Origin of the sequence: Bacillus sp. FSL K6-1338 (assembly GCF_038006965.1) — a bacterium.
Classification (GTDB): domain Bacteria; phylum Bacillota; class Bacilli; order Bacillales; family Bacillaceae_G; genus Bacillus_A; species Bacillus_A thuringiensis_S.
Genome location: NZ_JBBOWI010000001.1, coordinates 4219879 through 4245209 on the forward strand (window position 1 = coordinate 4219879; position 25331 = coordinate 4245209).

A 25331-nucleotide genomic window follows, 5' to 3' on the forward strand; every position below is an offset into this window, starting at 1 on the left:
AGTTTCACTATATAATTTCACCTTGTTACATGAAATCATACGGTGAAATGTTTTCCACGTCCATTTCTTCGCCATTAACTGTGACCATCTGTACTTCTCCTTGTGATTCCTGCAAGCGACTAGCCAAAGTTGTTTGACGCATTGCATCATCAAGGCGATTTACACCGGATTTGAAAGCTGCTTCCTCCCCGCAAATAATAAGGAACTTCTTACTTCTTGTAATGCCCGTGTAAATTAAATTACGACGTAACATACGGTTGTAACTTTTCACGATCGGCATAATAACAATCGGAAATTCACTACCTTGTGATTTATGAATGGAACAACAATATGCATGCGTAATTTGATTTAAATCGGGCTTTGTATACGTTACCTCAATTCCATCAAATGAAACGATAATCATATCTTGTTGCTCAACGTTTTCTTTCGCATAAAACACCGAAACAATTTCTCCAATATCACCATTAAACACCTGGCTCTCTGGCTGATTAACGAGTTGCAGTACTTTATCGCCTCTTCGGTATACAACATCACCGTAAGCAATTTCTTTACTCTTTTCCCTCTTCGGATTAAATACTTGTTGCAATGCTTCGTTTAATACATTAATACCAGCAGGCCCGCGGTACATCGGCGCTAATACTTGGACATCCCTTGCACTAAATCCTTTTGTTTTAGCATTTTCGCAAACTTTTTTCACAACCTCAACAATTTGAGCCCCTGTACAGCTGATAAATGAACGATCTTTTTTATTTTGTGCTAAATCTGGCGGGAGCGTGCCGTCTTTGATTGCATGGGCAAGTTGAATAACAGATGAGCCTTCTGCTTGACGATAAATTTCAGTAAGCTTCACTGTCGGAACTGCGCCTGCATTTAATAAATCTTTTAATACTTGTCCAGGTCCTACAGATGGCAACTGATCTTCATCACCTACAACGATAACTTGAATGTTCGTCGGTAGCGACTTAAATAGCTGATTCGCAAGCCAAATATCAACCATTGAAAATTCATCAATAATAAGGAGCTTACCTTGGACAGGATCCGTTTCATTACGCTGGAAAGATCCTTCTGGCGTCCAGCCAAGCAAACGGTGAATTGTGCAAGCTGGAAGTCCTGTCGATTCACTCATCCGCTTCGCTGCTCTTCCTGTTGGAGCTGTTAATAGTATTGGAAATGGATTATCATCACTGTATTCATTCGGATTTAACGATAATCCGTGAAGTGACGCATACATTTCAACAATCCCTTTAATAACAGTTGTTTTCCCCGTTCCTGGTCCACCTGTTAATAACATCATTGGCTTATGAAGTGCCGTTTGAATCGCTTCTTGCTGAAACGGTGCATACTGCACGTTTAACTGTTCTTCAATTTCACCTAATGTTTTTAACACTTCTGCTTCAGGAAATGAAGGTGTTTCCTCTTGATTCATCAATCGACGAATAGACTTTACAACACCTTTTTCAGAGTAGAATAAAGTTGCTAAATACACTCGTTCTTCTTCTATGATGACTTTCCCTTCACTTTGCATCGTTTCAATACAACCTATAATATCTTCCTCAGTCACTCTTCCTTCTTGATTGTTTAAAAGTGACATCGTTTCTCTTACAAGTTGATCTTTCCTCATATAAACGTGACCAAGTTGCAATGAGACATTCTCTAATGTGTAAAAACATCCCGCTCGTACACGGTCGTCGTGATTACCCGATATTCCTAACGCACGCCCTATATCATCCGCTCGTCCAAAACCAATCCCGTCCACTTCTTCAATAAGTTGATACGGATTATTACGAATCACTTCTAATGTCATCTCTTTATATTGCTGGTAAATCTTAATAGAAAGTTTCGTTCCAAAACCGTAGCCATTTAAAAAGCTCATTACTTTCTCTAATCCTTGATGTTCAACAATTGTCTCATATATTTTCTGAGCCTTTTGTTTGTTAACAACACCATTTAACGCCTCAGGGTCATCCATAATTTTAGAAATAGCATGTTCCCCGAGATGATCCACAATTTTTTCCGCTGTACGCTTTCCTATCCCTTTAAATAAATCACTCGCTAAATATTGCACCATACCTGCTTTTGTTTGCGGCAATTCTTTTTTAAATGTTTCAACCATATATTGTTTTCCATACTTTGGATGGTCCTTAAAGTGACCTGTCAATGTAAACACTTCATCTTCATGCATGCGGGGAAAATGACCGTTTATCATTACTTTCTTTTCGTCATATGTTTCATTCGTTTCAATGACTTTCATACTGACAACGGAATAGAGGTTTTCTTCGTTGTGGAAAATGGTATGAAGAACTTGCGCTTTTATAAACTTTTTCTCTTCCTCAAACAAATCCATTGCATGTTGATTTCCCATCTTTCCTCTCCTTTCCGATATTTTCACTTTAATGAGCAGTACATCCCCCACCTCTTTAGATGAGGGATAACTACCCATTAAACTATATTTTTATCTTATTCAGCTTCTTGCTCTAATAAACGAACGCCATTACCCGCTAAAAAGTGATCTGGCTGAATTTCAGTTGCTTTCTTAAATAAAGCGAGAGCCTTCTCATTATTTTCCTCAAATACGTACGCAACACCTAAATTGTAATACGCATCTGCATGCTCTTCATCCATTTCTAATACCTTTTCAAAATAAGGTTTCGCCTCTTGAATGTGTTCTAGTCGAGCGAAGCAAAGTCCGCACTGGAATACAGCTTCCACATCGTTTTCATCTAATTCTGTTGCTCTTTGTAAGAATGGTAGTGCAAGACGATCATTTCCAAGCTGTACATGTGTGATACCTAACATAAATGTTACATCAGCTGATTGTAATCCAGCTTGCATTGCTTGTTCAAATACAGCTTTCGCCTCAGTAAATTGCTCTTGGCCATAATATACATTTCCTAAACCATAATAGGCAGCTGCAGATTTATCATCTAACTCTAGTGCACGTTTATAAAATAAAATCGCTCGTTCGCTATCACCTAATACGTCTAATAAATTTGCAAAATTAATGTATCCAAGCGCATCTTTTGGATTTTCTTCGATTGCTTCTGTAAAATTTTTAGCTGCTTCTTCCCAATTTCCTTCTTGCATATATTGAATACCTGTTTCAAGTTTGTTTGACATGTCCTTCACCTCTACAACAAATTATAACAAAGAATGTATTTTCCAAGCGAACGAAAATTCGCTTTATGTAAAAGAAACCTCTAACCGCTAATCGGCAGAGGCTTCTCATTTATCCTAAATAATCCAATTTCTTACCACTACGGTATACTTCATCAATTGTAGCACCGCCTAAGCACTCATCTCCATCATAGAACACAACTGCTTGTCCTGGTGTAATTGCACGAATTGGCTCATCACAAAGAATACGAACTGTATTTTCATCAACGATTTGAACCGTTACTTTATTGTCTTCTTGACGATAACGGAATTTCGCCGTGCACTTAAATTCTGTTTCTTTTACTTTGTTACTTACCCATCCTACATTCGTAGCAATAACTTCATCACCATATAGAAGTTCGTTATGGAATCCTTGATCAACATATAAAATGTTTTCTTTCAAGTTTTTCCCAACAGCAAACCACGGATCACCGTTACCACCAATTCCAAGTCCATGACGTTGTCCAATTGTATAGTACATTAAACCGTCATGCTTTCCTTTCACTTCACCAGATAATGTTTGCATTACACCTGGTTGCGCTGGTAAGTAGTTACTTAAGAAATCTTTAAAGTTACGCTCACCAATGAAGCAAATACCTGTACTATCTTTTTTCGCCGCTGTCGCTAAGCCAGCTTCTTTCGCCATTTCACGAATTTGCGGTTTCTTTAATTCACCTAACGGGAACATTGTTTTTGATAATTGCTCTTGGCTTAATTGATTTAAGAAGTATGTTTGATCTTTATTGTCATCAACGCCGCGAAGCATTTTATATTCGCCGTCCATATAAGCAACGCGTGCATAATGGCCTGTTGCTACATAATCAGCACCAAGCGCAATTGCATGCTCTAAAAATGCTTTAAATTTAATTTCTTTATTACACATTACATCTGGATTTGGTGTACGACCAGCTCGGTACTCATCTAAGAAGTACGTAAATACTTTATCCCAGTATTGTTTTTCAAAGTTTACTGCATAATACGGAATACCGATTTGGTTACACACTTCAATTACATCATTGTAATCTTCAGTTGCTGTGCAGACACCATTCTCATCTGTATCATCCCAGTTTTTCATAAAAATTCCGATTACATCATAACCTTGCTCTTTTAATAAAAGTGCTGCTACAGATGAATCGACGCCACCGGACATTCCGATGACAACGCGTGTTTCGTGAGGTAGTTTGTTCATCATGTCACCTCCCATGCTAATTTTGTGTTAATCGCTTCACGATTTTCACTGTTTCGTACGCCGCTTTTTCAATTTGCTCTTTCGTATTTCCAAGCCCAAAACTAAAGCGTACGGATGAACGTATTTGATCGGAGTCTTTTCCAAACATCGCTACTAATACATGTGATGGATCAATCGAACCAGCTGTACAAGCAGAACCACTTGATACTGCAATGCCAGCTAGGTCTAAGTTCACAAGAAACGGTTCAATGTTCATTCCTGTAAAACTTACATTAAGCACATGCGGTAAGCGATGTTCTAAGTTTCCGTTTACCTCGAAAGTAATGCCTTCATTTTTGAAGACAGATACCATTATATCTTTAAACTCTTCATATTGGGCATTTTTTTGCTCACGAGTTTTTTCAGCAATAAGAATTGCATGCTGAAGCCCAGCAATACTAGGCACATTTTCCGTACCAGCACGGCGTTTTCTTTCTTGCTCTCCGCCTATTAATAACGGCTCAAATTTCACATTTGCACCAGCGTATAAGAACCCTACACCTTTTGGTCCGTTAATTTTATGGGCTGAAATGGATAATAAATCAATACCAAACTCTTTCACATCAATTTCTACCAAACCATAAGCTTGTACCGCATCTGTATGGAAATAAGCTTGATGCTCCTTTAGTAGCTTTCCTATTTCTACAATTGGTTGCATTGTCCCTACTTCATTATTCCCAAACATAACAGATACAAGAATCGTCTCTTCGGTTAATGCCTTTTGTATGTCAGAAACTTGAATGCGCCCTGTTTCATCGACAGGTAAATATGTCACTTCAAACCCTTCACGCTCTAACAATTCGCACGTATGCAAAATCGCATGATGTTCAATTTGCGTCGTTATAATGTGATTACCTTTATGACGGTTCGCACGTGCTACACCTATAAGCGCTAAATTATCAGCTTCTGTACCACCGCTCGTAAATATAATTTCATTCGGATTCGCATGAATACTGCGTGCACACACTCGTCTCGCCTCATCTACTGTGTGACGAGTTTGACGTCCATAAAAGTGAATACTAGACGGGTTCCCGAATATTTCTGTCATATATGGAATCATCTTTCCGACCACTTCTGGGTGAGTCGGAGATGTCGCAGCATGATCTAAGTAAATGCGTTCCATTAAATCTCCTTCTTTCCAAATCGTTTCACAAGGAATTAAATGTAAAACATATAGCCTCCGTGATTTTCTTCCTCATAACGTACTAAATCTTCTAACGTTGTACTATCTAACACTTCTTGCACCGCATCACGAACACGCATCCATAACTGGCGCTGTGCTGGCTCTTCTTCTTCTATCATTTCTACAACACTAATCGGTCCCTCTAATACACGGATCACATCCCCAGCTGTAATGTTAGCTGGTTGATCAGATAATACATATCCGCCATATGCACCTCGCGTACTCTTCACTAGACGAGCGTTACGAAGTGGTGAAATTAATTGCTCTAAGTAATGCTCCGATAAGTCATGCGCCTGCGCAATTGATTTTAATGAAATCGGACCTTCACCAAACTTTTTTGCAAGATCGATCATAATTGTTAAGCCATAGCGGCCCTTTGTTGAAATCTTCATCTATTTTGCACCTCTTTTCAAATTTTCACTTCTATTGGTTATATCTTATTTATAAAAAGAACACAATTTAAAATCCTATGAAATTATAGCATAATATAGTATTATAAGAAATTTCAACTTGTGTATCAAAATGATAACATAAAATCACATTGAAAAACTCGGGAATTATTACAATTGAAAGAAAAATGAAAATATTCATCTTCATTTTTCCCATAAAACAGCATACTATTTCAAATTCCGTAGAAAAAAATGATACGATAGAACGAGATTATATGTTAAGGGAGACGGTCTAAATGAAACAACCACTCGCACATCGAATGCGCCCTACAAATATTCAAGAAATTATTGGGCAACAGCATTTAGTTGGTGAAGGAAAGATTTTATGGCGAATGGTCCAAGCAAATCATTTTCAATCTATGATTTTATACGGTCCTCCAGGTACAGGAAAAACATCCATTGCCAGTGCAATTGCAGGAAGTACCGGTACCCCGTTTCGTCTATTAAACGCTGTTACTCACAATAAAAAAGATATGGAAGTTGTCGTACAAGAAGCGAAGATGCATCGACACCTCGTTTTAATTTTAGATGAAGTTCACCGTCTAGATAAAGCAAAGCAAGACTTTCTATTACCTCATTTAGAAAGCGGACTTCTTACTTTAATTGGTGCAACGACAAGTAATCCATTCCATGCAATAAACTCCGCTATTCGAAGCAGATGTCAAATTTTCGAATTACACGCACTAACAGAAGATGATATTTTAATTGGGTTAAAAAGAGCTTTAGAAGATAAAGAAAAAGGCCTTGGAGAATATGCTTTAACGATAACAGATGAAGCACTACATCACTTTACAAACGCCTCTGGTGGTGATATGCGTTCCGCTTATAACGCACTTGAGCTTGCTGTATTATCCAGCTTTACTACAGACGATCAAGCGGCTGAAATCACACTCGAGATTGCAGAAGAATGCTTACAAAAGAAGAGCTTCGTTCACGACAAAGGCGGCGATGCTCATTATGACGTATTATCAGCATTTCAAAAATCAGTGCGCGGAAGTGATGTAAATGCAGCGCTCCATTATTTAGCACGCCTTATTGAAGCAGGTGATTTACAAAGTATTGGCAGACGCCTTCTTATTATGGCTTATGAAGATATTGGACTTGCTAGCCCACAAGCTGGACCGCGTACACTAGCTGCAATTGAATCAGCTGAACGAGTCGGATTCCCAGAAGCACGCATCCCACTTGCAAATGCCGTTATCGAGCTATGCTTATCACCAAAATCAAATTCAGCTTATAAAGCACTGGATGCTGCACTACATGATTTACGTAACGATCAAACAGGTGATATTCCAAGCCATTTAAAAGATAGTCATTACAAAGGCGCAGAATCACTTGGAAGAGGCATTGGATATTTATATCCACACGACCATCCAAACGGCTGGGTAAGGCAACAATACTTACCTCATAAAATAAAAAACAAGCAATATTATAAACCGAAAACGACAGGAAAATTTGAGCAAGCACTTTCTACTGTTTATGAAAGATTACAAACTTCGAATAAAACGAAAAATAAAGGGTAACATAAACGAAAACGTCACCATTATGGAGGCTTCGCTTATGAAAACACGTCAAGATGCATGGACAAAAGAAGATGATCTCCTTTTAGCAGAAACTGTTTTACGACATATTCGCAGCGGAAGTACACAAATAAAAGCATTTGATGAAGTCGGCGATGCGTTGAACCGCACTTCAGCAGCTTGTGGCTTTAGATGGAATGCTGAAGTACGAGCGAATTACGAAGATGCAGTGCAGATTGCAAAAAAACAACGTAAAGAATTAAAACGTTCTGAAGCTAAAATAGAAAAAGATCAGTTCACGAAAACGAAACAACTCGTAATCGATGCTGAGTTTTCAGAAGATATTACGCCAAGTAAACAGGAACTTACAATGCAAAATGTCATCTCATTTTTGCAAAACATGGAACATAATAACCCTTCAATCGCAAAGTTGCAAACTGAAAATGATGTATTACAAAATCAGCTCACTTCCCTACAAAAAACGAATAATGAACTTGAAGCAAAATTAGCGGTACTCACAAAAAAACAACAAGCAATCGAAGAAGATTACGCGATGCTTGTTAGAATTATGGATCGTGCTCGAAAACTTGTTTCAGTCGAAGAGCAAGAAGATCAAATTGCCCCGATTTTCAAAACCGATCAAAACGGGAATTTAGATATTATTTATTCTGCAGAGAATTAAAAACAAGGATGTCACTTAGTTAAAAAAGTGACATCCTTGTTTGTTTTCGGTGAACCATATATATCGGCAATTGAAATTATATCAACGATTTTTCAAATATATCTATCGTAACTTGCAATATATCAACGATTTTTCAAATATATCTATCACAACTTGCAATATATCAACGATTCGACAAAGGATATCGATTTAACGACAAAGATTGACAATAACATTCCTCCCTGTCATACAAAGAAACGCCCAAAATAGATTGGGTAAATATAATCATTACTTACTAGCCTTGCTCACATTTGAACTAGTAGTAATGCAAATATTTTTATTTCTTTAATACATATAAAAAAGCATATATCCAAAATGGATATATGCTTTCACTTTATTCTTGCCCCACACGTTTCACTTCTACGTTTTTAATACGTTCACGTACAACGTGACTTGCCATAATTAAGCCTGCCACAGATGGTACGAATGCATTTGATGAAGGTGGTAATTTCGCTTTACGAATTTTTGCATTTTCGTCTGGTACGATCTCTTTACGTACTTCTTCACGAATTACGATTGGATTCTCGTCAGAGAAGACAACTTTTACACCTTTTTTAATACCCTCTTTACGAAGCTTCGTACGAATTACTTTCGCAATTGGATCTGTATGTGTTTTAGAGATATCCGCAATACGGAAACGAGTTGGGTCCATTTTATTTGCTGCACCCATACATGAGATAATTTTAATTTTACGACGTAAACATTGTTTAATTAAATGGATTTTGAACGTAATTGTATCAGATGCATCCACTACGAAATCTAAACCGTGTTTAAAGAACTCTTCATATGTTTCATCTGTATAAAACATTTCTAGTCCAATTACTTCACATTCCGGATTAATGTCTGCAATACGCTCTTTCATTAATTCTACTTTTGAACGTCCTACAGTAGATACTAAAGCATGAATTTGACGGTTTACGTTTGTAATATCTACAACGTCTTTATCAACTAATACGAGACGTCCTACGCCAGAACGTGCTAACGCTTCTGCCGAAAATGACCCTACGCCACCAATTCCTAAAATACCGACTGTACTATTTTTTAATATTTCAAGTCCTTCTTTACCGAAGGCTAATTCATTACGTGAAAATTGATGTAACATTCAGCTCTACACTCCTATTACAAAAATGGTCTACCATGTATTCTAGCGTTTTTCCGACTATTTGTATAGAAAAAGTTATAGAATTCCTAAAAATACATATTTCGAAAATGAAAACATAGTGTACACCGGACTTTTTAAACTTCCCTTTCAATACATGTTTAAAAAGGAGGATTCAGAGGGACGAGCAGCTCGAGGCGCTTATGCCAGGAGGAGCGCAGTGTAGCTTTAACTACTCGAGCACCGGACTAGCATAAGCAACGACGAGATGCGACCTCCATCTGAACCGGACTTTTTTAAACTTCCTCTCAAAAAAAGTCTAGACGGTTATAGTATAACCATCTAGACCCTATTCTTACTTCTCTTCTTTCAAGCTTAATTTTAAGTTCAATTCTTCAAGCTGTGCTTCTGCAACTGGGCTTGGAGCTTCTGTTAATAAGCAGCTTGCGCTTGCTGTTTTCGGGAATGCAATTGTATCACGAAGGTTCGTACGGCCTGCAAGTAACATAACAAGACGGTCTAAACCTAATGCGATTCCGCCGTGTGGTGGTGTACCGTATTCGAATGCTTCTAATAAGAATCCGAATTGCTCTTGCGCTTCTTCTTGTGAGAATCCAAGTGCTTTGAACATTTTTTCTTGTACGTCACGCTCGTAAATACGAAGTGATCCGCCACCAAGCTCATAACCGTTTAATACAAGGTCATATGCTTGTGCACGTGCTTTTTCTGGTGCTGTTTCTAGTAGCTCAACATCTTCACGGAATGGCATTGTGAATGGGTGGTGAGCTGCGAAGTAACGATCTGCATCTTCATCGTACTCAAGAAGTGGCCAATCAGTTACCCATAGGAAGTTAAATTTACTTTCGTCAATTAACTCAAGCTCTTTACCTAGACGTAAACGAAGTGCGCCTAAGCTATCTGCAACAACGCTCTTCTTATCTGCTACAAATAGTAATAAGTCGCCAGCAGTAGCTTCTAATGTAGTCATTAACACGTTTGCATCTTCTTCACCGAAGAATTTCGCAATCGGTCCTTTTAGGCCGTCTTCTTCAACTTTAAGCCAAGCTAGACCTTTTGCACCGTATACTTTCACAAATTCAGTTAATGCATCGATGTCTTTACGAGAGTATTTACTTGCAGCACCTTTTGCATTAATTGCTTTTACTTGTCCGCCGCTTTCTACAGCACTTGTAAACACTTTAAATCCACAACCTGCTGCAAACTCAGATAAGTCTGTTAGTTCCATTTCAAAGCGTGTATCTGGCTTATCAGAACCGTAGCGAGCCATTGCATCAGCATATTTCATACGAGGGAATGGTGCACTAACTTCTACACCTTTTGCATCCTTCATAACTTTCGTCATCATACGCTCCATCATATCTAAAATTTCATCTTGTGTTAAGAATGAAGCTTCGATATCGATTTGCGTGAATTCTGGTTGACGATCCGCACGTAAATCTTCGTCACGGAAACAACGTGCTACTTGATAGTAACGCTCAAATCCGCCGACCATAAGAAGCTGTTTAAATAACTGTGGTGACTGTGGTAATGCATAGAATTCACCATCATGTACACGACTTGGTACTAAATAGTCACGAGCTCCTTCTGGCGTGCTTTTCGTTAAAATTGGTGTTTCGACTTCTAAAAACTCTTCTGTATCTAAGAAATTACGAATTGTTTTTGTTACGTCGTGACGCATTTTGAATGTGTTGAACATTACAGGACGACGTAAGTCTAAATAACGATATTTTAAACGCACATCTTCTGATGCATCTGTATCATCAGCAATGATAATTGGCGTTGTTTTCGCTGCATTTAGTACATTTACTTTTGTTGCTTGTACTTCAATACGACCAGTTGCCATATTGTCATTAATTGCGCCTTCACCACGTTCAACAACTGTACCTTCTACGTGTAATACGTATTCACTACGAATTGTTTCTGCTACTTCTAACGCTTCTTTTGATGTTTCTGGGTTAAATACAACTTGTACGATACCTGTGCGGTCACGTAAATCGATAAAGATTAATCCACCTAAGTCACGGCGTTTTTGTACCCAACCTTTTAATTGAACTGTTTGTCCAACAGCTTCTACTGTTACTTTTCCACATGCATGTGTTCTTTCAGCCACTGTAAGTTCCCCCTATATTAATTTCTCTGCTACGTATGAAGCAAATACATCTAACGCTACTTCTTCTTGTTCACCTGTTGCCATATCTTTTAAGTTAATGATACCTTTATCCAGCTCATCTTCTCCTAATACAGCTACAAATTTCGCCTTTAGACGATCTGCTGATTTAAATTGTGCTTTCATTTTGCGATCTAAATAATCTTTTTCAACTGACAATCCAGCTTTACGAAGATTGAACGCAACTTTTGCAGCATGGTCTTTCGCTTTTTCACCGAGCGCTACAACGTAACAATCAATGCTATGTTCAAGTGGTAATTCAATATTTTCAGCTTTTAGCGCCATAATTAAACGTTCAATACTCATTGCAAAACCGATACCTGGCATTTCTGGTCCACCGATTTCTTGTACAAGTCCGTTATAACGGCCACCACCGCTTAATGTAGTGATCGCACCGAAACCTTCTGCCTCACTCATAATTTCAAAAACAGTGTGTTGATAGTAGTCTAAACCACGTACTAAGTTCGGATCTTTTTCAAATGGAACATCCATCATCGTTAATAGTTCTTGAACTTTGTCGTAGTATACTGCTGAATCTTCGTTTAAGTATTCTGTAATAGATGGTGCTGTTCCCATTAATTCATGGTTACGGTCTTTCTTACAGTCTAAAATTCGAAGTGGGTTCTTTTCTAAGCGAGATTGACAGTCAGAGCAGAATTCGCCGATACGTGGCTCAAAGTGTGCGATTAATGCATCACGGTGTGCTTGACGGCTCGCTGCATCACCTAAACTGTTTAATACAACTTTAATATTTTTTAAGCCCATGCCGCGGTAAAATTCAACAGCAAGTGCAATTACTTCTGCATCAATTGCAGGATCATTACTGCCGATTGCTTCGATACCGAATTGTACGAATTGACGATAGCGACCTGCTTGTGGTCTTTCATAACGGAACATTTGACCGATATAGTATAATTTCGTTGGTTGTGTTGCATCACCAAACATTTTATTTTCAACGTAAGAACGTACAACAGGTGCAGTACCTTCTGGACGTAATGTTAAGCTGCGCTCTCCACGATCTTGGAATGAGTACATTTCTTTTTGTACGATATCTGTCGTATCACCAACACCACGTAAAAATAGCTCCGTGTGCTCAAAAATTGGTGTACGAATTTCTTTATAATTGTAACGACGGCAAATTTCGCGTGCTTGCCCTTCGATATACTGCCATAACTCAACAGTGCCTGGAAGAATATCTTGCGTTCCGCGTGGGATTTGAATAGACATATTCAGTTCCTCCTCAAATTGTTTTAATCTTAATAAAAATAAAAAAACTCCCGCCTCTACTGTTTAAACAGTAGGGACGAGAGTATTATACCCGTGGTGCCACCCTAATTGAAGCACGTATGCTTCCACTTTTTTAATAACGCTTAAATATGCGTTCATCCCTACTAAGCATATATGCCGTTCAAGTTGAAACCTCTAGAGTGTCATTCAATCAGTCATCATGCAGAAATGTTTTCAGCCTAAGACATTCCTTCTCTTTCCATGTGTGTCTCATTTACTCTTCTCTATCAACGGTTATATTCATATGTAAATATAAAATTACTATACGTTTGTTAAGTAGGATTGTCAAGTGCTCTAAGAACGTTCAATCTGCTTCTTTAGACGCTTTACATCTTGAAGAGAAATCCCAAACTCGGAAGCAAGCTCCATTGAAGTATTGTTTTGCTCTTTTGAAATAAAATCATGAAAATTCACGTTAAATAGTTGATTTGCACCATTTGTAACAGAATGCCCTTTTTCATTCATGCGCATACGTATATCCCTCACATTCAATATGGATGTTTTACTTTTTATTGTTCCATATTGATGAGAGAGTTATACATAACCGAAACTGCTATTGATTCCAAATAAACATTAGTATTCGATTTATAACAATAACAATAGCCAGTCCACTTGCTAGCATATGATGCTTCAAATGATATAATGCTGCAACACCTACTCCAAATACGATAATTTCTAATAATACATGTAATATACCTTTTACTTCCCATTCTGCATGTGGAGCTCCAAATAACCCCCAAATGGCAGCAACAACAATCGGAATAATAATAGCAAGTGTAATTTTTATAGCTGTTGTTGTTCCTACTCGAAACCCCCAGTATCCAACAATCCCAAGAATACATAACTCTAGCATAAAACGTAAAGCTATATTAAATTCTTGAAGCATACTACACCTTCTTTTCCTTTTATTCCCCTTCAAATTAATCGTATGATAAATGAACAAAACATACAACAATGTATAAAAAAGAGAGGATTATATAACCCTCTCTTTTTTATCAACACTATTTACTGTCTACAATTAAGGTCACCGGACCATCATTGATTAAAGAAACGTCCATCATTGCTCCGAATTTCCCTGTTTCTACATGCAATCCTTGTTTACGAACTTCTTCATTAAAGAAATCGTATAAACGCTCTGCATAGTCAGGTTTCGCAGCATCCATAAAGTTTGGACGTCTCCCCTTGCGACAATCTCCGTATAATGTGAATTGCGAAATAGATAGAACTTGTCCTTCTACATCAAGTACAGAATGATTCATCTTTCCGCTCTCATCTTCAAAAATACGTAAGTTTGAAATTTTTTCCGCAATGTAAGTTGCATCTTTTTCTGTATCTTCGTGCGTAATGCCAACTAGTAATGTTAAACCGAACGGAATTTGTCCTACGATCTCACCGTCTACCGTGACAGACGCTTTCTTTGATCGTTGTAAAACAACTCTCATCTTTCTACACTCCCTATTAATGCATCATGCGTCGTACTGCATAAATTTCCGGAACACGTTTAATGCGTTCTACTACTTTTTTCAAATGTTGTAAGTTACGAATTGAGATTGACATATTAATTGTCGCCATCTTATTACGGTCACTTCTACCAGAAACAGCTGAAATGTACGTTTTCGTCTCTGTAACAGCTTGCAGTACTTCATTTAATAAACCACGGCGATCGTAACCTGAAATTTCAATATCAACGTTATACTCAATTTCTTTTTCAGGGCTACCTTCCCACTCTACTTCTAATAATCTTTCTACAGCTTCTTCTGTATGAACATTTACACAATCACGGCGGTGAATCGATACACCTCGGCCTTTTGTAATATATCCAACGATATCATCGCCCGGAACTGGGTTACAGCATTTCGATAAACGGATTAATAAATTATCAGCACCGCTTACCTTTACACCAGAATCCCATTTTCGAATTTTCATCGGTTTACGAACTTCTTTAACTTCAACAATCTCTTCTTCTTCGCGTTGTTTGCGGAACTTGTCCGTGAGTCGCGTAACAATTTGCGAAGCTGTAATTCCGCTATATCCAACTGCTGCAAACATATCTTCTTCATTTGCAAAGTTAAATTTCTCAGCGACGCGTTTTAAGTTATCAGACGCTAATACTTCTTTCATCTCATACTCTAGACCACGTACTTCCTTTTCAACAAGTTCACGGCCTTTTTCAATATTTTCGTCTCTACGTTGTTTCTTAAAGAATTGACGAATTTTATTTTTTGCATGAGATGTTTGAGCAAGTTTTACCCAATCTTGACTTGGGCCATAGGAATGTTTCGACGTTAAAATTTCAATGATGTCGCCTGTTTTTAATTTATAATCCAGCGTCACCATTTTACCGTTTACTTTTGCACCAATTGTTTTATTCCCAATTTCCGAATGGACACGATACGCGAAATCAATCGGAACCGATCCAAGTGGTAATTCCATTACATCGCCTTTCGGTGTAAAGACGAATACCATGTCAGAGAATAAATCAATTTTTAATGACTCCATAAATTCTTCTGCATTAGAAGCTTCATTTTGCCATTCTAATATTTGACGGAACCATGTGAGTTTCTTCTCTAGTGTACCTGTTGTTTCTGCTGTTTTTCCTTCTTTATACGCCCAGTGTGCCGCGATCCCGAATTCTGCAATTTCGTGCATTTCTTTCGTACGAATTTGCACTTCAAGTGGGTCACCTTTCGGTCCAATTACGGTCGTATGAAGAGATTGATATAGATTTGCTTTTGGCATTGCAATATAATCTTTAAAACGACCTGGCATCGGCTTCCAGCACGTATGAATAATTCCAAGCACCGCATAACAATCTTTAATACTATTTACAACAACACGTACAGCTAATAAATCGTAAATTTCATTGAACTGCTTATTTTGCAGTGCCATTTTACGATAAATACTGTAAATATGTTTCGGTCTTCCAGAAATCTCAGGTTGAATTGCAACTTCTTTTAATTTCTCACGAATACCAGTCATTACTTCGTCTAAATATTCTTCACGTTCTGCACGTTTACGCTTCATTAAATTTACAATACGATAATATTGCTGTGGATTTAAATAGCGAAGTGACGTATCCTCTAGCTCCCATTTAATAGTACTAATTCCGAGTCTATGTGCTAAAGGTGCAAAGATTTCTAACGTTTCATTCGCTATGCGACGCTGCTTCTCTTGAGGCAAATGTTTCAATGTACGCATGTTATGAAGACGATCAGCTAGTTTAATTAAAATAACTCTAATATCTTGAGCCATTGCAATAAACATTTTGCGATGGTTTTCTGCTTGTTGTTGTTCGTGAGATTTATATTTGATTTTCCCAAGCTTTGTAACACCATCAACAAGCATAGCAATTTCTTTGTTAAATTCCCGTTCAATATCTTCTAACGTAATCTCTGTATCTTCCACTACATCATGTAAGAAACCTGCTGATACCGTAGCTGGATCCATGTGTAAATCAACTAAAATACCTGCAACTTGAATCGGATGAATAATATACGGTTCACCCGATTTTCTATATTGTTCGCTATGCGCATCACGTGCATATTCATAGGCACGTGCCACTAGCTCAATATCTTCATCCGCTAAATATTGACTTGCTTTCTCGAGTACCTGTTCAGCTGTTAGTACCTGCTCATTTGCCATCGAATCACCTTTTATTGAAAATTGACTTTATCTTTATTTAATAGAATAAATTATATTCTATCATTATAACCCAATGATTGTGAATTGTGAAAAGGAAAAGATTTTACTGACATTTCACCATGATTTTTTGTTCAATTATACAAAAGTACCCGCTCCTCTCCAAGAGATTCACGGGTACTTTTTATCACCGTAGTTTTACCTATATAGTGATTAGTATTTTTCTAATACTAATACATCGTAACCATCTAACATTTTACGACCATCTAAGTAAGTAAGCTCTACTAAGAATGCAATTCCTGCTACAACTCCGCCTAGCTCTTCAACTAACTTAATTGTCGCTTCGATTGTTCCACCTGTAGCTAATAGATCATCTGTAATTAATACGCGTTGACCTGGCTTAATTGCATCTTTATGGATTGTTAAAACATCTTTACCATATTCTTTACCGTAGTCAACTGTAATTACTTCACGTGGTAATTTCCCTAATTTACGAACTGGTGCAAATCCTACTTCTAACGCATAAGAAACTGGGCAACCGATAATGAAACCACGAGCTTCTGGTCCTACTACAACATCGATATCTCTTTCTTTTGCGTACTCAACGATTGCATCTGTTGCTGCTTTGTATGCTTTACCGTCATTCATTAAAGGTGTAATGTCTTTGAACACAATACCTTCTTTCGGATAATCCGGTACAATTGCGATATGTTGCTTGAAATCCATATTTCTGAATCCTCCTCAGATCTAAAAGGTTTGTAAATACAAATCCTTTACCCTAACTGTTCTACTTCTTTATGATTACGAATCGTTTCAAACCATGTATATAGTTGCTGATATGTGCTATAAACCAATTCTTTTTCTAATTGTAAGTGGTTCATTTTCTCACGATATGTGTTCGATTCAATTAAATCACGCTTTTGTTTTTTGTCTGCCATAAAAATGACGCCATCTTTTATTGTAACAAATTCTAACTCAAAAAACACCTGTGTCATGAAATTTACTGTATCTTTTGACCAACCTTTATGACGACATAGTTGTTCTCCATATTGTCTTAAAGAAAATGGTGTTTTTTGGTTTAAGAAAGAATAGTACCATTTAAAATGTTCTCTCGTAGGAACTGTACTAAATAAATGGTTATTCTCTTGATAAAACAGCGTATAAATTCGCGCTGGGAATCCTACTTTAAATAACTCACGTAATTCATCTGTTCCTTTTGGCAAATCGAGTAACACGATGTATTGATCATCTAAATGCGTTACTTCTGACGCATGCATAAGCTTTTCTTTATAGTCCTCTAAAGAAAATTTATTCAATACCTCTTCAGAAAAATACACCATTGTTATTTTTTCTTTCGGAAGTTCTGCTAAATTTGCTTCTGCATTACGCATACTACGCCAATCAAATAATTGCCACGCCTCTACAGCAATATCTTGTACCATTAGTTGTGGCTTCTTAAAATTATTCCATTCATTGATGGATGCTTCCCCTATTACAGATACCTTTGCAACTGGAGAGATTTCTTTCGCATATGCACCGAAACCGAATCCAATTGTATCCAGTGTTGCTTGTCCATCACGAAGAGCCATTTTTAAATGAGAGCCATCTGATCCGATTGCGCGAATACTTTCTAACTCTGCATCTTTCACTGCAATACGTGGTTTCGGATTTCCAATACCAAACGGTGCTAGTTTTTGCATATCTTCAATTGCCGCTAGCGTTACATCCTCTACTTTGCAAAAAACATCAACTGCTGTAATTGGAATAAAATCTTCTTCTGTTAAAATTGCATCTGCTTGTTCATTTAAGCGGCGACGTAATTCATCTACATCATTCATATGTAGCGTCATTCCCGCTGCCATCGGATGCCCTCCGAAGTGTGGCAATAACTCTCTACAATCTGATAAGTTTGCAAACAAATCAAATCCTGCAATACTACGCGCTGAGCCTTTTGCTGTTTCTTTAATAGGATCAATGCTTAATACAATCGTCGGACGATAAAAACGTTCAACTAATTTAGAAGCAACAATTCCAATTACCCCTGGGTTCCAGCCTTCTTTTGCAAGTACTAATACTTTGTTTTCTTCTGGTGGGAAGTTATTTTCAACTTCAGCGATAGCCTCTTCTGTAATTTGCTTTACAATATCTTTTCGCAGTTTGTTCAGCTCATCAATTTCTTCGGCCAACTCTTTCGCTTCCTCTGGATCATCTGATAATAAAAGGTGTACAGCCGGCGCTGCATCTTCTAAACGTCCGACCGCATTAATACGCGGTGCGAGTGAGAAGCCAATACTCTCTTCTGTAATTTCACTTTGCGAAACGTTAGCAACTTTAAATAGCGCCTTTAGTCCGATATTTTTCGTCATACGCATATGTTTTAAACCGCGTTTCACTAGCAACCTATTTTCACCATGAAGTGATACTAAATCGGCTACTGTACCGATTACTGCAATCTCTAATAAATGTTCTGGTACACGGCCTAATAGTGCATGCGCAACTTTAAACGCAACACCTACACCAGCTAAATAGTGAAACGGATATACACCGCCATCTAATTTCGGATGTATAATCGCAAGTGCTTCTGGCAATTCTGGCGGTGGCTCATGGTGATCTGTAATAATTAGATCTATTCCAAGCTCCTTTGCTACATTCGCTTCATGTACTGCTGCGATGCCAGTGTCGACAGTAATAATCAGTGAGAACCCTGCGCTATGCGCCCAACGAAACGCTTCTTCGTTCGGTCCATACCCTTCTGTAAAACGATTTGGAATGTAAAATTCTACTTCTGCACCTAATTCTTGAAGAGCAAGATATAAAACCGTCGTACTACTTACTCCGTCCGCATCGTAATCACCAAATATTAATATTTGCTCTCCATTTTGAATCGCCTTATTTACACGTTCTACCGTTCTATCCATTCCTTCTAATAAAAATGGATCATGAAATTCTTGATTTTCTGTATTTAAAAAATCTAAAATCTTATCTTCTGTATCTAGCCCTCTACCGAGGAATAATGAAACGACAAGTGGCGATAACTGTAATTTACTTGCTAATTCACTCACTCGCTCGTCATTATATTCTTTTTCTTTCCAACGCGTCTTCGGTTGTAACACGAAATCACCCCTTAACCTGTTTATTATACAAGACAGATTAAGGGGTGACAATATAATGCAAACTACGATGCAATATCTATATACAAAAATGTTAATGATGTTTAATTTGGAGAATACGGATTTATATGTACGAATACATTTTGTACATTCTCTTGTTTCATAAGTATTTCTTTCACATGTTTTCCAATGCGGTGTCCTTCTTCTACAGTAATGTGTGGATCTACAGACACTTTAATATCGACAATAACATAATGACCATGCTCCCGTGCATATAAAGAACCAATTTTTTTCACACCATCTACTTGAAGAACTGCTTCTCTAAGCGGAATAACATCCTCCTCATGAAGAACATGGTCAAGTGTTGCATGAATTGCTTCCGCTCCAATGCTCCATGCCATTTTTACAACAAGAAGTGAAACAGCTAATCCTGCAATCGGATCAGCGTATACAAGCCAGTCTACACCAAGCTTACCACCGATTATAGCTGCACAAATACCGATTAAAGCTGCAATTGAAGAAAATACATCCGAACGGTGCTCATATGCATTTGCAATAATTGCATCACTATTTACCCTCTTCCCTAATCGGAATTTATATTGGAACATTCCTTCTTTCACGATAATCGAAAGAACAACAGCAAAAATCGTAATTCCTTTCGGTGGTTCTAGTTCCTGCGAAAAAGCTTTTATAGACGAAATCGCTATCTCGAGTCCCACAATAAATAATAATACCGCAACAATAATCGCTGAAATCGATTCCGCTTTACCATGACCATACGGATGATCTTCATCAGGTGGCTGCTTTGCCGCTCGCAATCCAAAAAGTACAGCTAGCGAACCAATTACATCTGATGCAGAATGCACCGCATCTGCTAACAGTGCTTTACTGTTCCCAATATAACCAATTACCGCCTTTACAATTGCTAATATAATATTACCAACGATCCCGACAATAGCACCAAACTCGGCCTGTTTAAAACGTTCATCTTTTTCCATAATTAAAATCCCTTCTTTTCTTAACCTATCATTTTATTTTAACAAAAACAGCGATAAAACCACCACTTTCTTCCATATTATTCCCGTTAAAAAGTTGCTATCTTATTGTATCCACAAACGAAAAAAGAGATGCCTCATAAAGAGACATCATCTTTTCTATACTTGCGGTTCAGATTCTACTTTCTCAACCTTCTTCTTGTTTTTACCTCTTTTCAAACGACGGTTTTCAAGCATTAACCAAATTTGAGAAGCAACGAAAACAGAAGAGTACGTACCTACAATTAATCCAACAAGTAACGCAAACGAGAAGTTACGTAATGACTCACTACCGAAGATAAGCAGTGCAATTACTGGGAATAACACTGTTAATACTGTGTTAATCGAACGACCAAGCGTTTGGCGAATACTTGCATTTACGATTTCTTCTAAGTCTTTTATATCGCGAACTCGTTTTTTCTGTTTGTATAATTCACGGTTTCTATCAAATGTAACAATCGAGTCATTAATAGAATAACCGATGATTGTTAGTACTGCAGCGATAAACGTTAAGTCTACCTCCAATTGGAAAATACTAAACATAACAACCATAACGAATGCGTCATGTAGTAACGCAAGCACTGCAGATAACGCATACGTAAATCGGAATCGAATACTTACGTATAAAATGATAACTGCAGAAGCAATTAGTACAGCGATAAATGCATTTCGTGCAATCTCTTTACCGATTGTCGGTGAAACTGTACTTATGTTTGGATCCGTACCATATTTATCATGGAAGAATGTTTTTGTTTTCGCAATTTCATCTTTTGATAAAACACCTAATGTACGAACTGCGAAACCTTTATTGTCATCCCCAGTCGGTACAATATTTTCTTCCTTCACATCAATGTTCAACTCTTTAAAATCTTTATGAACATCAGCCACAGTAACTGCTTGTTTTGATTGCAAGTCAATACGTGTACCACTTGCAAAGTCAATACCAAGATTCAATTTGAAAATTGGTAAGATAATTGCACCCGCAATCACAACTACAATCGAGAAGATAAGGAATTTATGACCGATATTTACAAAGTTAATACGATCAAATCTCGTTGGCGGATGTACTACACCTTTTGTTAATGGAATAATATCCTTTTGTTTCACACCAAAATATCCTGGTTTTTTATCAAAGTAACGGCTCTTTACAAGTAAACCTAGTAAGAAACGAGTACCGAATACGTTCGTAATAAAACCAACTAAAATACTTACGATTAAACTTGTTGCGAATCCTTTTACAGAGCTATTACCATAAACGAATAACACACCAGCTGCTGCAAGAGTCGTAACGTTTGCATCTAGAATTGTTGCTAATGAACGATGGTTACCAGCACGAAATGCCGACATCATGGACTTACCAATTTTCAGCTCTTCTTTCAATCTCTCGTACGTAATAATATTCGCATCAACTGCGATACCTACCCCGAGCACTAACGCCGCAATACCTGGCAACGTAAGAACTGCATGCATCCAGTTAAAGACAAGTAATGTAACGAAAATGTATAGACCTAACATAATAACCGCTACAAGTCCTGGTAAACGGTAGAATACAAGCATAAATAAGAAAATAAGAGCGATACCAATCGCACTAGCGAAAATCGTTTGCTCTAACGCTTGTTGACCAAATTTCGCTCCAACAGATGTTGAATACATTTCTTTTAAATCAACAGGAAGTGCACCTGCATTTAATAAAGATGAAAGTTGTTTCGCACTTTCAACTGTGAAGTTTCCACCTACGATAGATACTTCAGCTTGGTTAAATACTTGGCTTACTGTTGCCGCTGATAAGAACTTCGGATTCGGTTTTGCAGATTCTGCTTTATACGAATCTTTTCCTTCTTCAAAGTCCAGCCAAATTACCATTAAATTCGTTGGTGGTGGCATTTTAGAAATTTTTTCAGTTACTGCACGGAATTTTTCAGCGCTTTTCAGTGTAAGACCTACGCTCGCACGGCCTTGCTCATCAAATGTTTGCTTCGCTCCGCCGCCTTTTAAATCCGTTCCATCCATAAGAAGGTTATCATCCACATCACGGAATGTTAATTTCGCTTGTGTTGATAACATTTCACGTGCTTTTTGCTGATCTTGTACACCAGCAAGCTGTACACGAATTCGATCTTGCCCTTCGATTTGAATGTTCGGCTCACTTACACCGAGAACATTGACACGATTTTCAAGAGCACCTACTGTACTTACAAGTACGTCTCGATCGATTTTATCACCTTTTTTGGCTGGTTTTACTTCATACAGAATTTCAAAACCACCGCGAAGGTCTAGTCCTAGACTAATTCCTTTTGCTATGTCTTTTCCCGCCGCACCAATTACTCCACCGATTAATAAGACGATGAGGAAAAAGGCGGCAATTCTCGTACCACGCTTTGCCATATGTACCCTCTTTCTGCTACTAACACTTTAAATAAATCTCTTACGATTCACTTTTATACGTGTGCATACGCCTAGTTAGTAGACTTCCTTTCTATAATTTTTGCTAGTTCATCACTAGCTGTATAGGTAAGCTTTTACACTACCTAGACTTTCATCGTTTATTTTCCTCTTCACTACCTCCTTTATATATAATCTTAGACATAATTATTTCCTCTTTATCAATACATATCATTATACTGCAAAAGGAAGAACAAACCAATTGCAGTCGGTTATTTATTTTCGTACTCATCAAATGACCAAAGTGGCGCTTGGTACGCTTCAACAGTTAAATATGTCATATACTCATTAGCACTTACTCTTAATACATCATTTACCAATTCATATAATCTAACATCACTGTCTATCTTTTTCCACTTTTTCACTTTGAGAAACTTCCAAATATCATCATCTGTCACTCGGTCGTAACCGAACATGTGAAACTCTTCTACTTTACTTTCTAAAACGACTTGTAACTGTCCGCGGTATGATTCTACCAAAGCCTCTTTATCTAACATCTATAACATCTCCTTCTTATTTCAGCACGAAAAAGTCGCTTTAATCCCGCTCTAATGGACAGCAATAACTACTTTCAAGAGCGCTATCATAGTTCACTCTCTTAAATGCTTGTCATTCTTGTCTCGTACGTGCATATAAATTATTGTAAATCATTCCATTGATTTTGAGAAGGTAGGAGAAGAACATGACGAGACAAAGCTTTTTAAAAGGCGCATTTATTTTAATGATAGCCGGATTTATTACAAAAATACTCGGTTTCATCAATCGTATAGTAATGGCACGTATTTTAGGTGAAGAAGGCGTTGGTCTTTATATGATGGCCGTTCCTACATTCATTTTAGCAATTACATTAACACAAATCGGTCTTCCTGTCGCAATCGCAAAATTTGTAGCAGAAGCGGAAGCTGTGAACGATAAACAAAGAGTTAAAAAAATATTAACTGTATCACTAGCTGTTACATCCGTTATTAGTATCATATTAACAATCGGAATTATGTTCCTCACACCTATTTTAGCAAAAACATTATTAACCGACGAAAGAACGTACTATCCATTAATAGCCATTTTGCCCGTCGTTCCTGTTATTGCCATTTCTTCTGTTTTGCGCGGTTACTTTCAAGGGAAACAAAATATGAAACCTAGCGCTTATGCACAAGTTCTAGAACAAGTTGTCCGCATTACCATTATCGCTATATGCATTCAATTATTTTTACCTTACGGCGTAGAATATGCTGCAGCCGGTGCTATGTTATCAGCTGTTCTCGGTGAAGTTGCATCCTTATTATTTTTACTCACGTTATTTCAGCGCGAAAAACATTTATCAATACGCTCTGGATTTTTCACTACTGTAAAGGAGAGCAAAGGAACATTTTATTCCCTTATGGATATAGCTCTTCCCACTACAGGAAGTCGTTTAATCGGCTCCGTTTCATATTTTTTTGAACCTATTGTCGTTATGCAAAGCTTAGCAATCGCTGGTGTCGCTGCTTCTGTTGCAACCCAGCAATACGGCATGTTAAACGGTTATGCATTCCCGCTCCTATCACTACCCGCCTTTATTACATACGCTCTTTCTACAGCGCTCGTCCCTTCTATTAGTGAAGCGATGGCAAAAAGACAACATAAATTAGTGGAGCACCGCTTACAACAAGCACTTCGAATTTCATTAATTACCGGGGGATGGTCTGTCGTTATATTATATGTATTCGCTTCTCCTGTTTTAACTCTTATGTACGGATCAGACAGCGCAACAGCATTCATTCAACTTCTTGCACCTTGCTTTTTATTTCATTATTTCCAAAGTCCACTGACCTCTGTTTTGCAAGCTTTAAACTTAGCAAGAGCTGCAATGATGAATACATTTATTGGCGCCACCGTGAAATTAATTGTTATTTTTGTACTAGCCTCAAGGCCAGAATTTCAAATGATGGGAGTTGCTCTCGCTATCGCTGCAAATATTGTAACAGTAACATTTCTTCACTACGCTACTGTTTTAAAAAAGATTACATTTACCATTTACGCAAAAGACTATATTTTCGGCGGACTTGCCATCGGTATCGCAGGCGCCTTCGGTTTTTATATTCATAAATATATTATTTTCTCTCATTCCCTCGGCATACAAACATTATGGGAAATCACTTTAACAACAATTGTTTATATCGTACTTCTCTTCACCTTCAAACTCATTCGAAAAGAAGAGTTAAGTCGTCTCCCTATCATTCGTAAACTTTCATTTTTGAAATAAGTTGAAACTTTAATCAGTGGGGTAATCTCCACTGAT

General features: G+C 37.6%; 20 protein-coding genes and 1 other annotated feature. Of the genes, 3 read left to right on the forward strand and 17 right to left on the reverse strand.

What is annotated here, in order from left to right; genetic code table 11:
• Nucleotides 1-25 precede the first annotated feature (25 nt).
• From recD2 to cymR, 5 genes are all read right to left on the reverse strand, one after another.
• On the reverse strand, nt 26-2362 hold the full coding sequence (recD2, locus tag NZ044_RS21645) for an SF1B family DNA helicase RecD2 (RefSeq protein WP_340949983.1): 2337 nt from the start codon (nt 2360-2362) through the stop codon (nt 26-28).
• Nucleotides 2363-2457: 95 nt separating this feature from the next.
• Nucleotides 2458-3117 (reverse strand): tetratricopeptide repeat protein, encoded by a 660-nt coding sequence (locus NZ044_RS21650; protein WP_000066406.1) that lies wholly within the window; start codon nt 3115-3117, stop codon nt 2458-2460.
• 109 nt (nt 3118-3226) lie between these two features.
• On the reverse strand, nt 3227-4342 hold the full coding sequence (gene mnmA / locus NZ044_RS21655) for a tRNA 2-thiouridine(34) synthase MnmA (RefSeq protein WP_001038011.1): 1116 nt from the start codon (nt 4340-4342) through the stop codon (nt 3227-3229).
• A gap of 16 nt (nt 4343-4358) precedes the next feature.
• Complete coding sequence (locus NZ044_RS21660) at nt 4359-5504, reverse strand: cysteine desulfurase family protein (protein WP_098505654.1); 1146 nt, start codon at nt 5502-5504, stop codon at nt 4359-4361.
• 35 nt (nt 5505-5539) lie between these two features.
• Entirely contained in the window at nt 5540-5956 is a 417-nt protein-coding gene (gene cymR / locus NZ044_RS21665) for a cysteine metabolism transcriptional regulator CymR (protein ID WP_000704116.1), read from the reverse strand.
• Between the two features lie 293 nt (nt 5957-6249).
• Here cymR and NZ044_RS21670 point away from each other — a divergent pair, with 293 nt between their 5' ends.
• Both NZ044_RS21670 and NZ044_RS21675 read left to right on the forward strand, forming a co-directional pair.
• Nucleotides 6250-7536 (forward strand): replication-associated recombination protein A, encoded by a 1287-nt coding sequence (locus NZ044_RS21670; protein WP_340949984.1) that lies wholly within the window; start codon nt 6250-6252, stop codon nt 7534-7536.
• A 37-nt stretch (nt 7537-7573) separates the two neighbouring features.
• Nucleotides 7574-8215 (forward strand): RsfA family transcriptional regulator, encoded by a 642-nt coding sequence (locus NZ044_RS21675; protein WP_000857697.1) that lies wholly within the window; start codon nt 7574-7576, stop codon nt 8213-8215.
• A gap of 373 nt (nt 8216-8588) precedes the next feature.
• Here NZ044_RS21675 and NZ044_RS21680 read toward each other — a convergent pair whose 3' ends face one another.
• The 12 genes from NZ044_RS21680 to NZ044_RS21735 all read right to left on the reverse strand — a co-directional run bounded on the left by NZ044_RS21680 (nt 8589) and on the right by NZ044_RS21735 (nt 23550).
• Nucleotides 8589-9356, reverse strand: a complete 768-nt coding sequence (locus NZ044_RS21680; RefSeq protein ID WP_000903182.1) for a tRNA threonylcarbamoyladenosine dehydratase — start codon at nt 9354-9356, stop codon at nt 8589-8591.
• Nucleotides 9357-9708: 352 nt separating this feature from the next.
• The gene (gene aspS / locus NZ044_RS21685) at nt 9709-11484 is read right to left on the reverse strand and encodes an aspartate--tRNA ligase (protein WP_000840901.1); all 1776 of its coding nucleotides are present in this window, start codon (nt 11482-11484) and stop codon (nt 9709-9711) included.
• A gap of 12 nt (nt 11485-11496) precedes the next feature.
• A complete protein-coding gene (hisS, locus tag NZ044_RS21690) occupies nt 11497-12768 on the reverse strand; it encodes a histidine--tRNA ligase (RefSeq protein ID WP_000027086.1) in 1272 nt (423 codons plus the stop codon).
• 69 nt (nt 12769-12837) lie between these two features.
• Nucleotides 12838-13068 (reverse strand) — a binding site (T-box leader).
• Nucleotides 13069-13122: 54 nt separating this feature from the next.
• Nucleotides 13123-13299, reverse strand: coding sequence for a hypothetical protein (locus NZ044_RS21695; RefSeq protein WP_001242605.1), 177 nt, complete (start codon nt 13297-13299; stop codon nt 13123-13125).
• A gap of 82 nt (nt 13300-13381) precedes the next feature.
• On the reverse strand, nt 13382-13714 hold the full coding sequence (locus tag NZ044_RS21700) for a YrdB family protein (RefSeq protein ID WP_000938750.1): 333 nt from the start codon (nt 13712-13714) through the stop codon (nt 13382-13384).
• A 115-nt stretch (nt 13715-13829) separates the two neighbouring features.
• Nucleotides 13830-14270 carry a D-tyrosyl-tRNA(Tyr) deacylase gene (locus tag NZ044_RS21705; RefSeq protein ID WP_098505652.1) on the reverse strand — a complete coding sequence of 147 codons (441 nt, stop codon included), beginning with the start codon at nt 14268-14270 and terminating at the stop codon, nt 13830-13832.
• A 16-nt stretch (nt 14271-14286) separates the two neighbouring features.
• Nucleotides 14287-16470: a GTP diphosphokinase gene (gene relA, locus NZ044_RS21710; protein WP_098505651.1), complete on the reverse strand. Its 2184-nt coding sequence runs from the start codon at nt 16468-16470 to the stop codon at nt 14287-14289.
• Between the two features lie 210 nt (nt 16471-16680).
• Entirely contained in the window at nt 16681-17193 is a 513-nt protein-coding gene (locus tag NZ044_RS21715; protein WP_000346215.1) for an adenine phosphoribosyltransferase, read from the reverse strand.
• A gap of 47 nt (nt 17194-17240) precedes the next feature.
• The gene (gene recJ, locus NZ044_RS21720) at nt 17241-19580 is read right to left on the reverse strand and encodes a single-stranded-DNA-specific exonuclease RecJ (protein WP_000941227.1); all 2340 of its coding nucleotides are present in this window, start codon (nt 19578-19580) and stop codon (nt 17241-17243) included.
• Nucleotides 19581-19681: 101 nt separating this feature from the next.
• The gene (locus NZ044_RS21725; protein WP_118961585.1) at nt 19682-20575 is read right to left on the reverse strand and encodes a cation diffusion facilitator family transporter; all 894 of its coding nucleotides are present in this window, start codon (nt 20573-20575) and stop codon (nt 19682-19684) included.
• 156 nt (nt 20576-20731) lie between these two features.
• The gene (gene secDF, locus NZ044_RS21730) at nt 20732-22996 is read right to left on the reverse strand and encodes a protein translocase subunit SecDF (protein WP_001119056.1); all 2265 of its coding nucleotides are present in this window, start codon (nt 22994-22996) and stop codon (nt 20732-20734) included.
• Nucleotides 22997-23265: 269 nt separating this feature from the next.
• Nucleotides 23266-23550: a post-transcriptional regulator gene (locus NZ044_RS21735; RefSeq protein WP_000884549.1), complete on the reverse strand. Its 285-nt coding sequence runs from the start codon at nt 23548-23550 to the stop codon at nt 23266-23268.
• 185 nt (nt 23551-23735) lie between these two features.
• Between NZ044_RS21735 and spoVB the strand changes: the two genes are divergently transcribed.
• On the forward strand, nt 23736-25295 hold the full coding sequence (gene spoVB, locus NZ044_RS21740; protein ID WP_000198293.1) for a stage V sporulation protein B: 1560 nt from the start codon (nt 23736-23738) through the stop codon (nt 25293-25295).
• Nucleotides 25296-25331 lie beyond the last annotated feature (36 nt).

Excerpts from the sequence above, each read along its gene's own strand:
- NZ044_RS21695 (WP_001242605.1), bottom strand. The coding sequence starts at position 13,299 with ATGCGCATGAATGAAAAAGGGCATTCTGTTACAAATGGTGCAAATCAA.
- NZ044_RS21725 (WP_118961585.1), bottom strand. The coding sequence starts at position 20,575 with ATGGAAAAAGATGAACGTTTTAAACAGGCCGAGTTTGGTGCTATTGTC.
- NZ044_RS21735 (WP_000884549.1), bottom strand. The coding sequence starts at position 23,550 with ATGTTAGATAAAGAGGCTTTGGTAGAATCATACCGCGGACAGTTACAA.
- NZ044_RS21670 (WP_340949984.1), top strand. The coding sequence starts at position 6,250 with ATGAAACAACCACTCGCACATCGAATGCGCCCTACAAATATTCAAGAA.
- cymR (WP_000704116.1), bottom strand. The coding sequence starts at position 5,956 with ATGAAGATTTCAACAAAGGGCCGCTATGGCTTAACAATTATGATCGAT.
- spoVB (WP_000198293.1), top strand. The coding sequence starts at position 23,736 with ATGACGAGACAAAGCTTTTTAAAAGGCGCATTTATTTTAATGATAGCC.
- secDF (WP_001119056.1), bottom strand. The coding sequence starts at position 22,996 with ATGGCAAAGCGTGGTACGAGAATTGCCGCCTTTTTCCTCATCGTCTTA.
- hisS (WP_000027086.1), bottom strand. The coding sequence starts at position 12,768 with ATGTCTATTCAAATCCCACGCGGAACGCAAGATATTCTTCCAGGCACT.
- NZ044_RS21705 (WP_098505652.1), bottom strand. The coding sequence starts at position 14,270 with ATGAGAGTTGTTTTACAACGATCAAAGAAAGCGTCTGTCACGGTAGAC.
- NZ044_RS21660 (WP_098505654.1), bottom strand. The coding sequence starts at position 5,504 with ATGGAACGCATTTACTTAGATCATGCTGCGACATCTCCGACTCACCCA.
- relA (WP_098505651.1), bottom strand. The coding sequence starts at position 16,470 with ATGGCAAATGAGCAGGTACTAACAGCTGAACAGGTACTCGAGAAAGCA.
- NZ044_RS21680 (WP_000903182.1), bottom strand. The coding sequence starts at position 9,356 with ATGTTACATCAATTTTCACGTAATGAATTAGCCTTCGGTAAAGAAGGA.
- recD2 (WP_340949983.1), bottom strand. The coding sequence starts at position 2,362 with ATGGGAAATCAACATGCAATGGATTTGTTTGAGGAAGAGAAAAAGTTT.
- NZ044_RS21700 (WP_000938750.1), bottom strand. The coding sequence starts at position 13,714 with ATGCTTCAAGAATTTAATATAGCTTTACGTTTTATGCTAGAGTTATGT.
- NZ044_RS21675 (WP_000857697.1), top strand. The coding sequence starts at position 7,574 with ATGAAAACACGTCAAGATGCATGGACAAAAGAAGATGATCTCCTTTTA.
- NZ044_RS21650 (WP_000066406.1), bottom strand. The coding sequence starts at position 3,117 with ATGTCAAACAAACTTGAAACAGGTATTCAATATATGCAAGAAGGAAAT.
- NZ044_RS21715 (WP_000346215.1), bottom strand. The coding sequence starts at position 17,193 with ATGGATTTCAAGCAACATATCGCAATTGTACCGGATTATCCGAAAGAA.
- mnmA (WP_001038011.1), bottom strand. The coding sequence starts at position 4,342 with ATGAACAAACTACCTCACGAAACACGCGTTGTCATCGGAATGTCCGGT.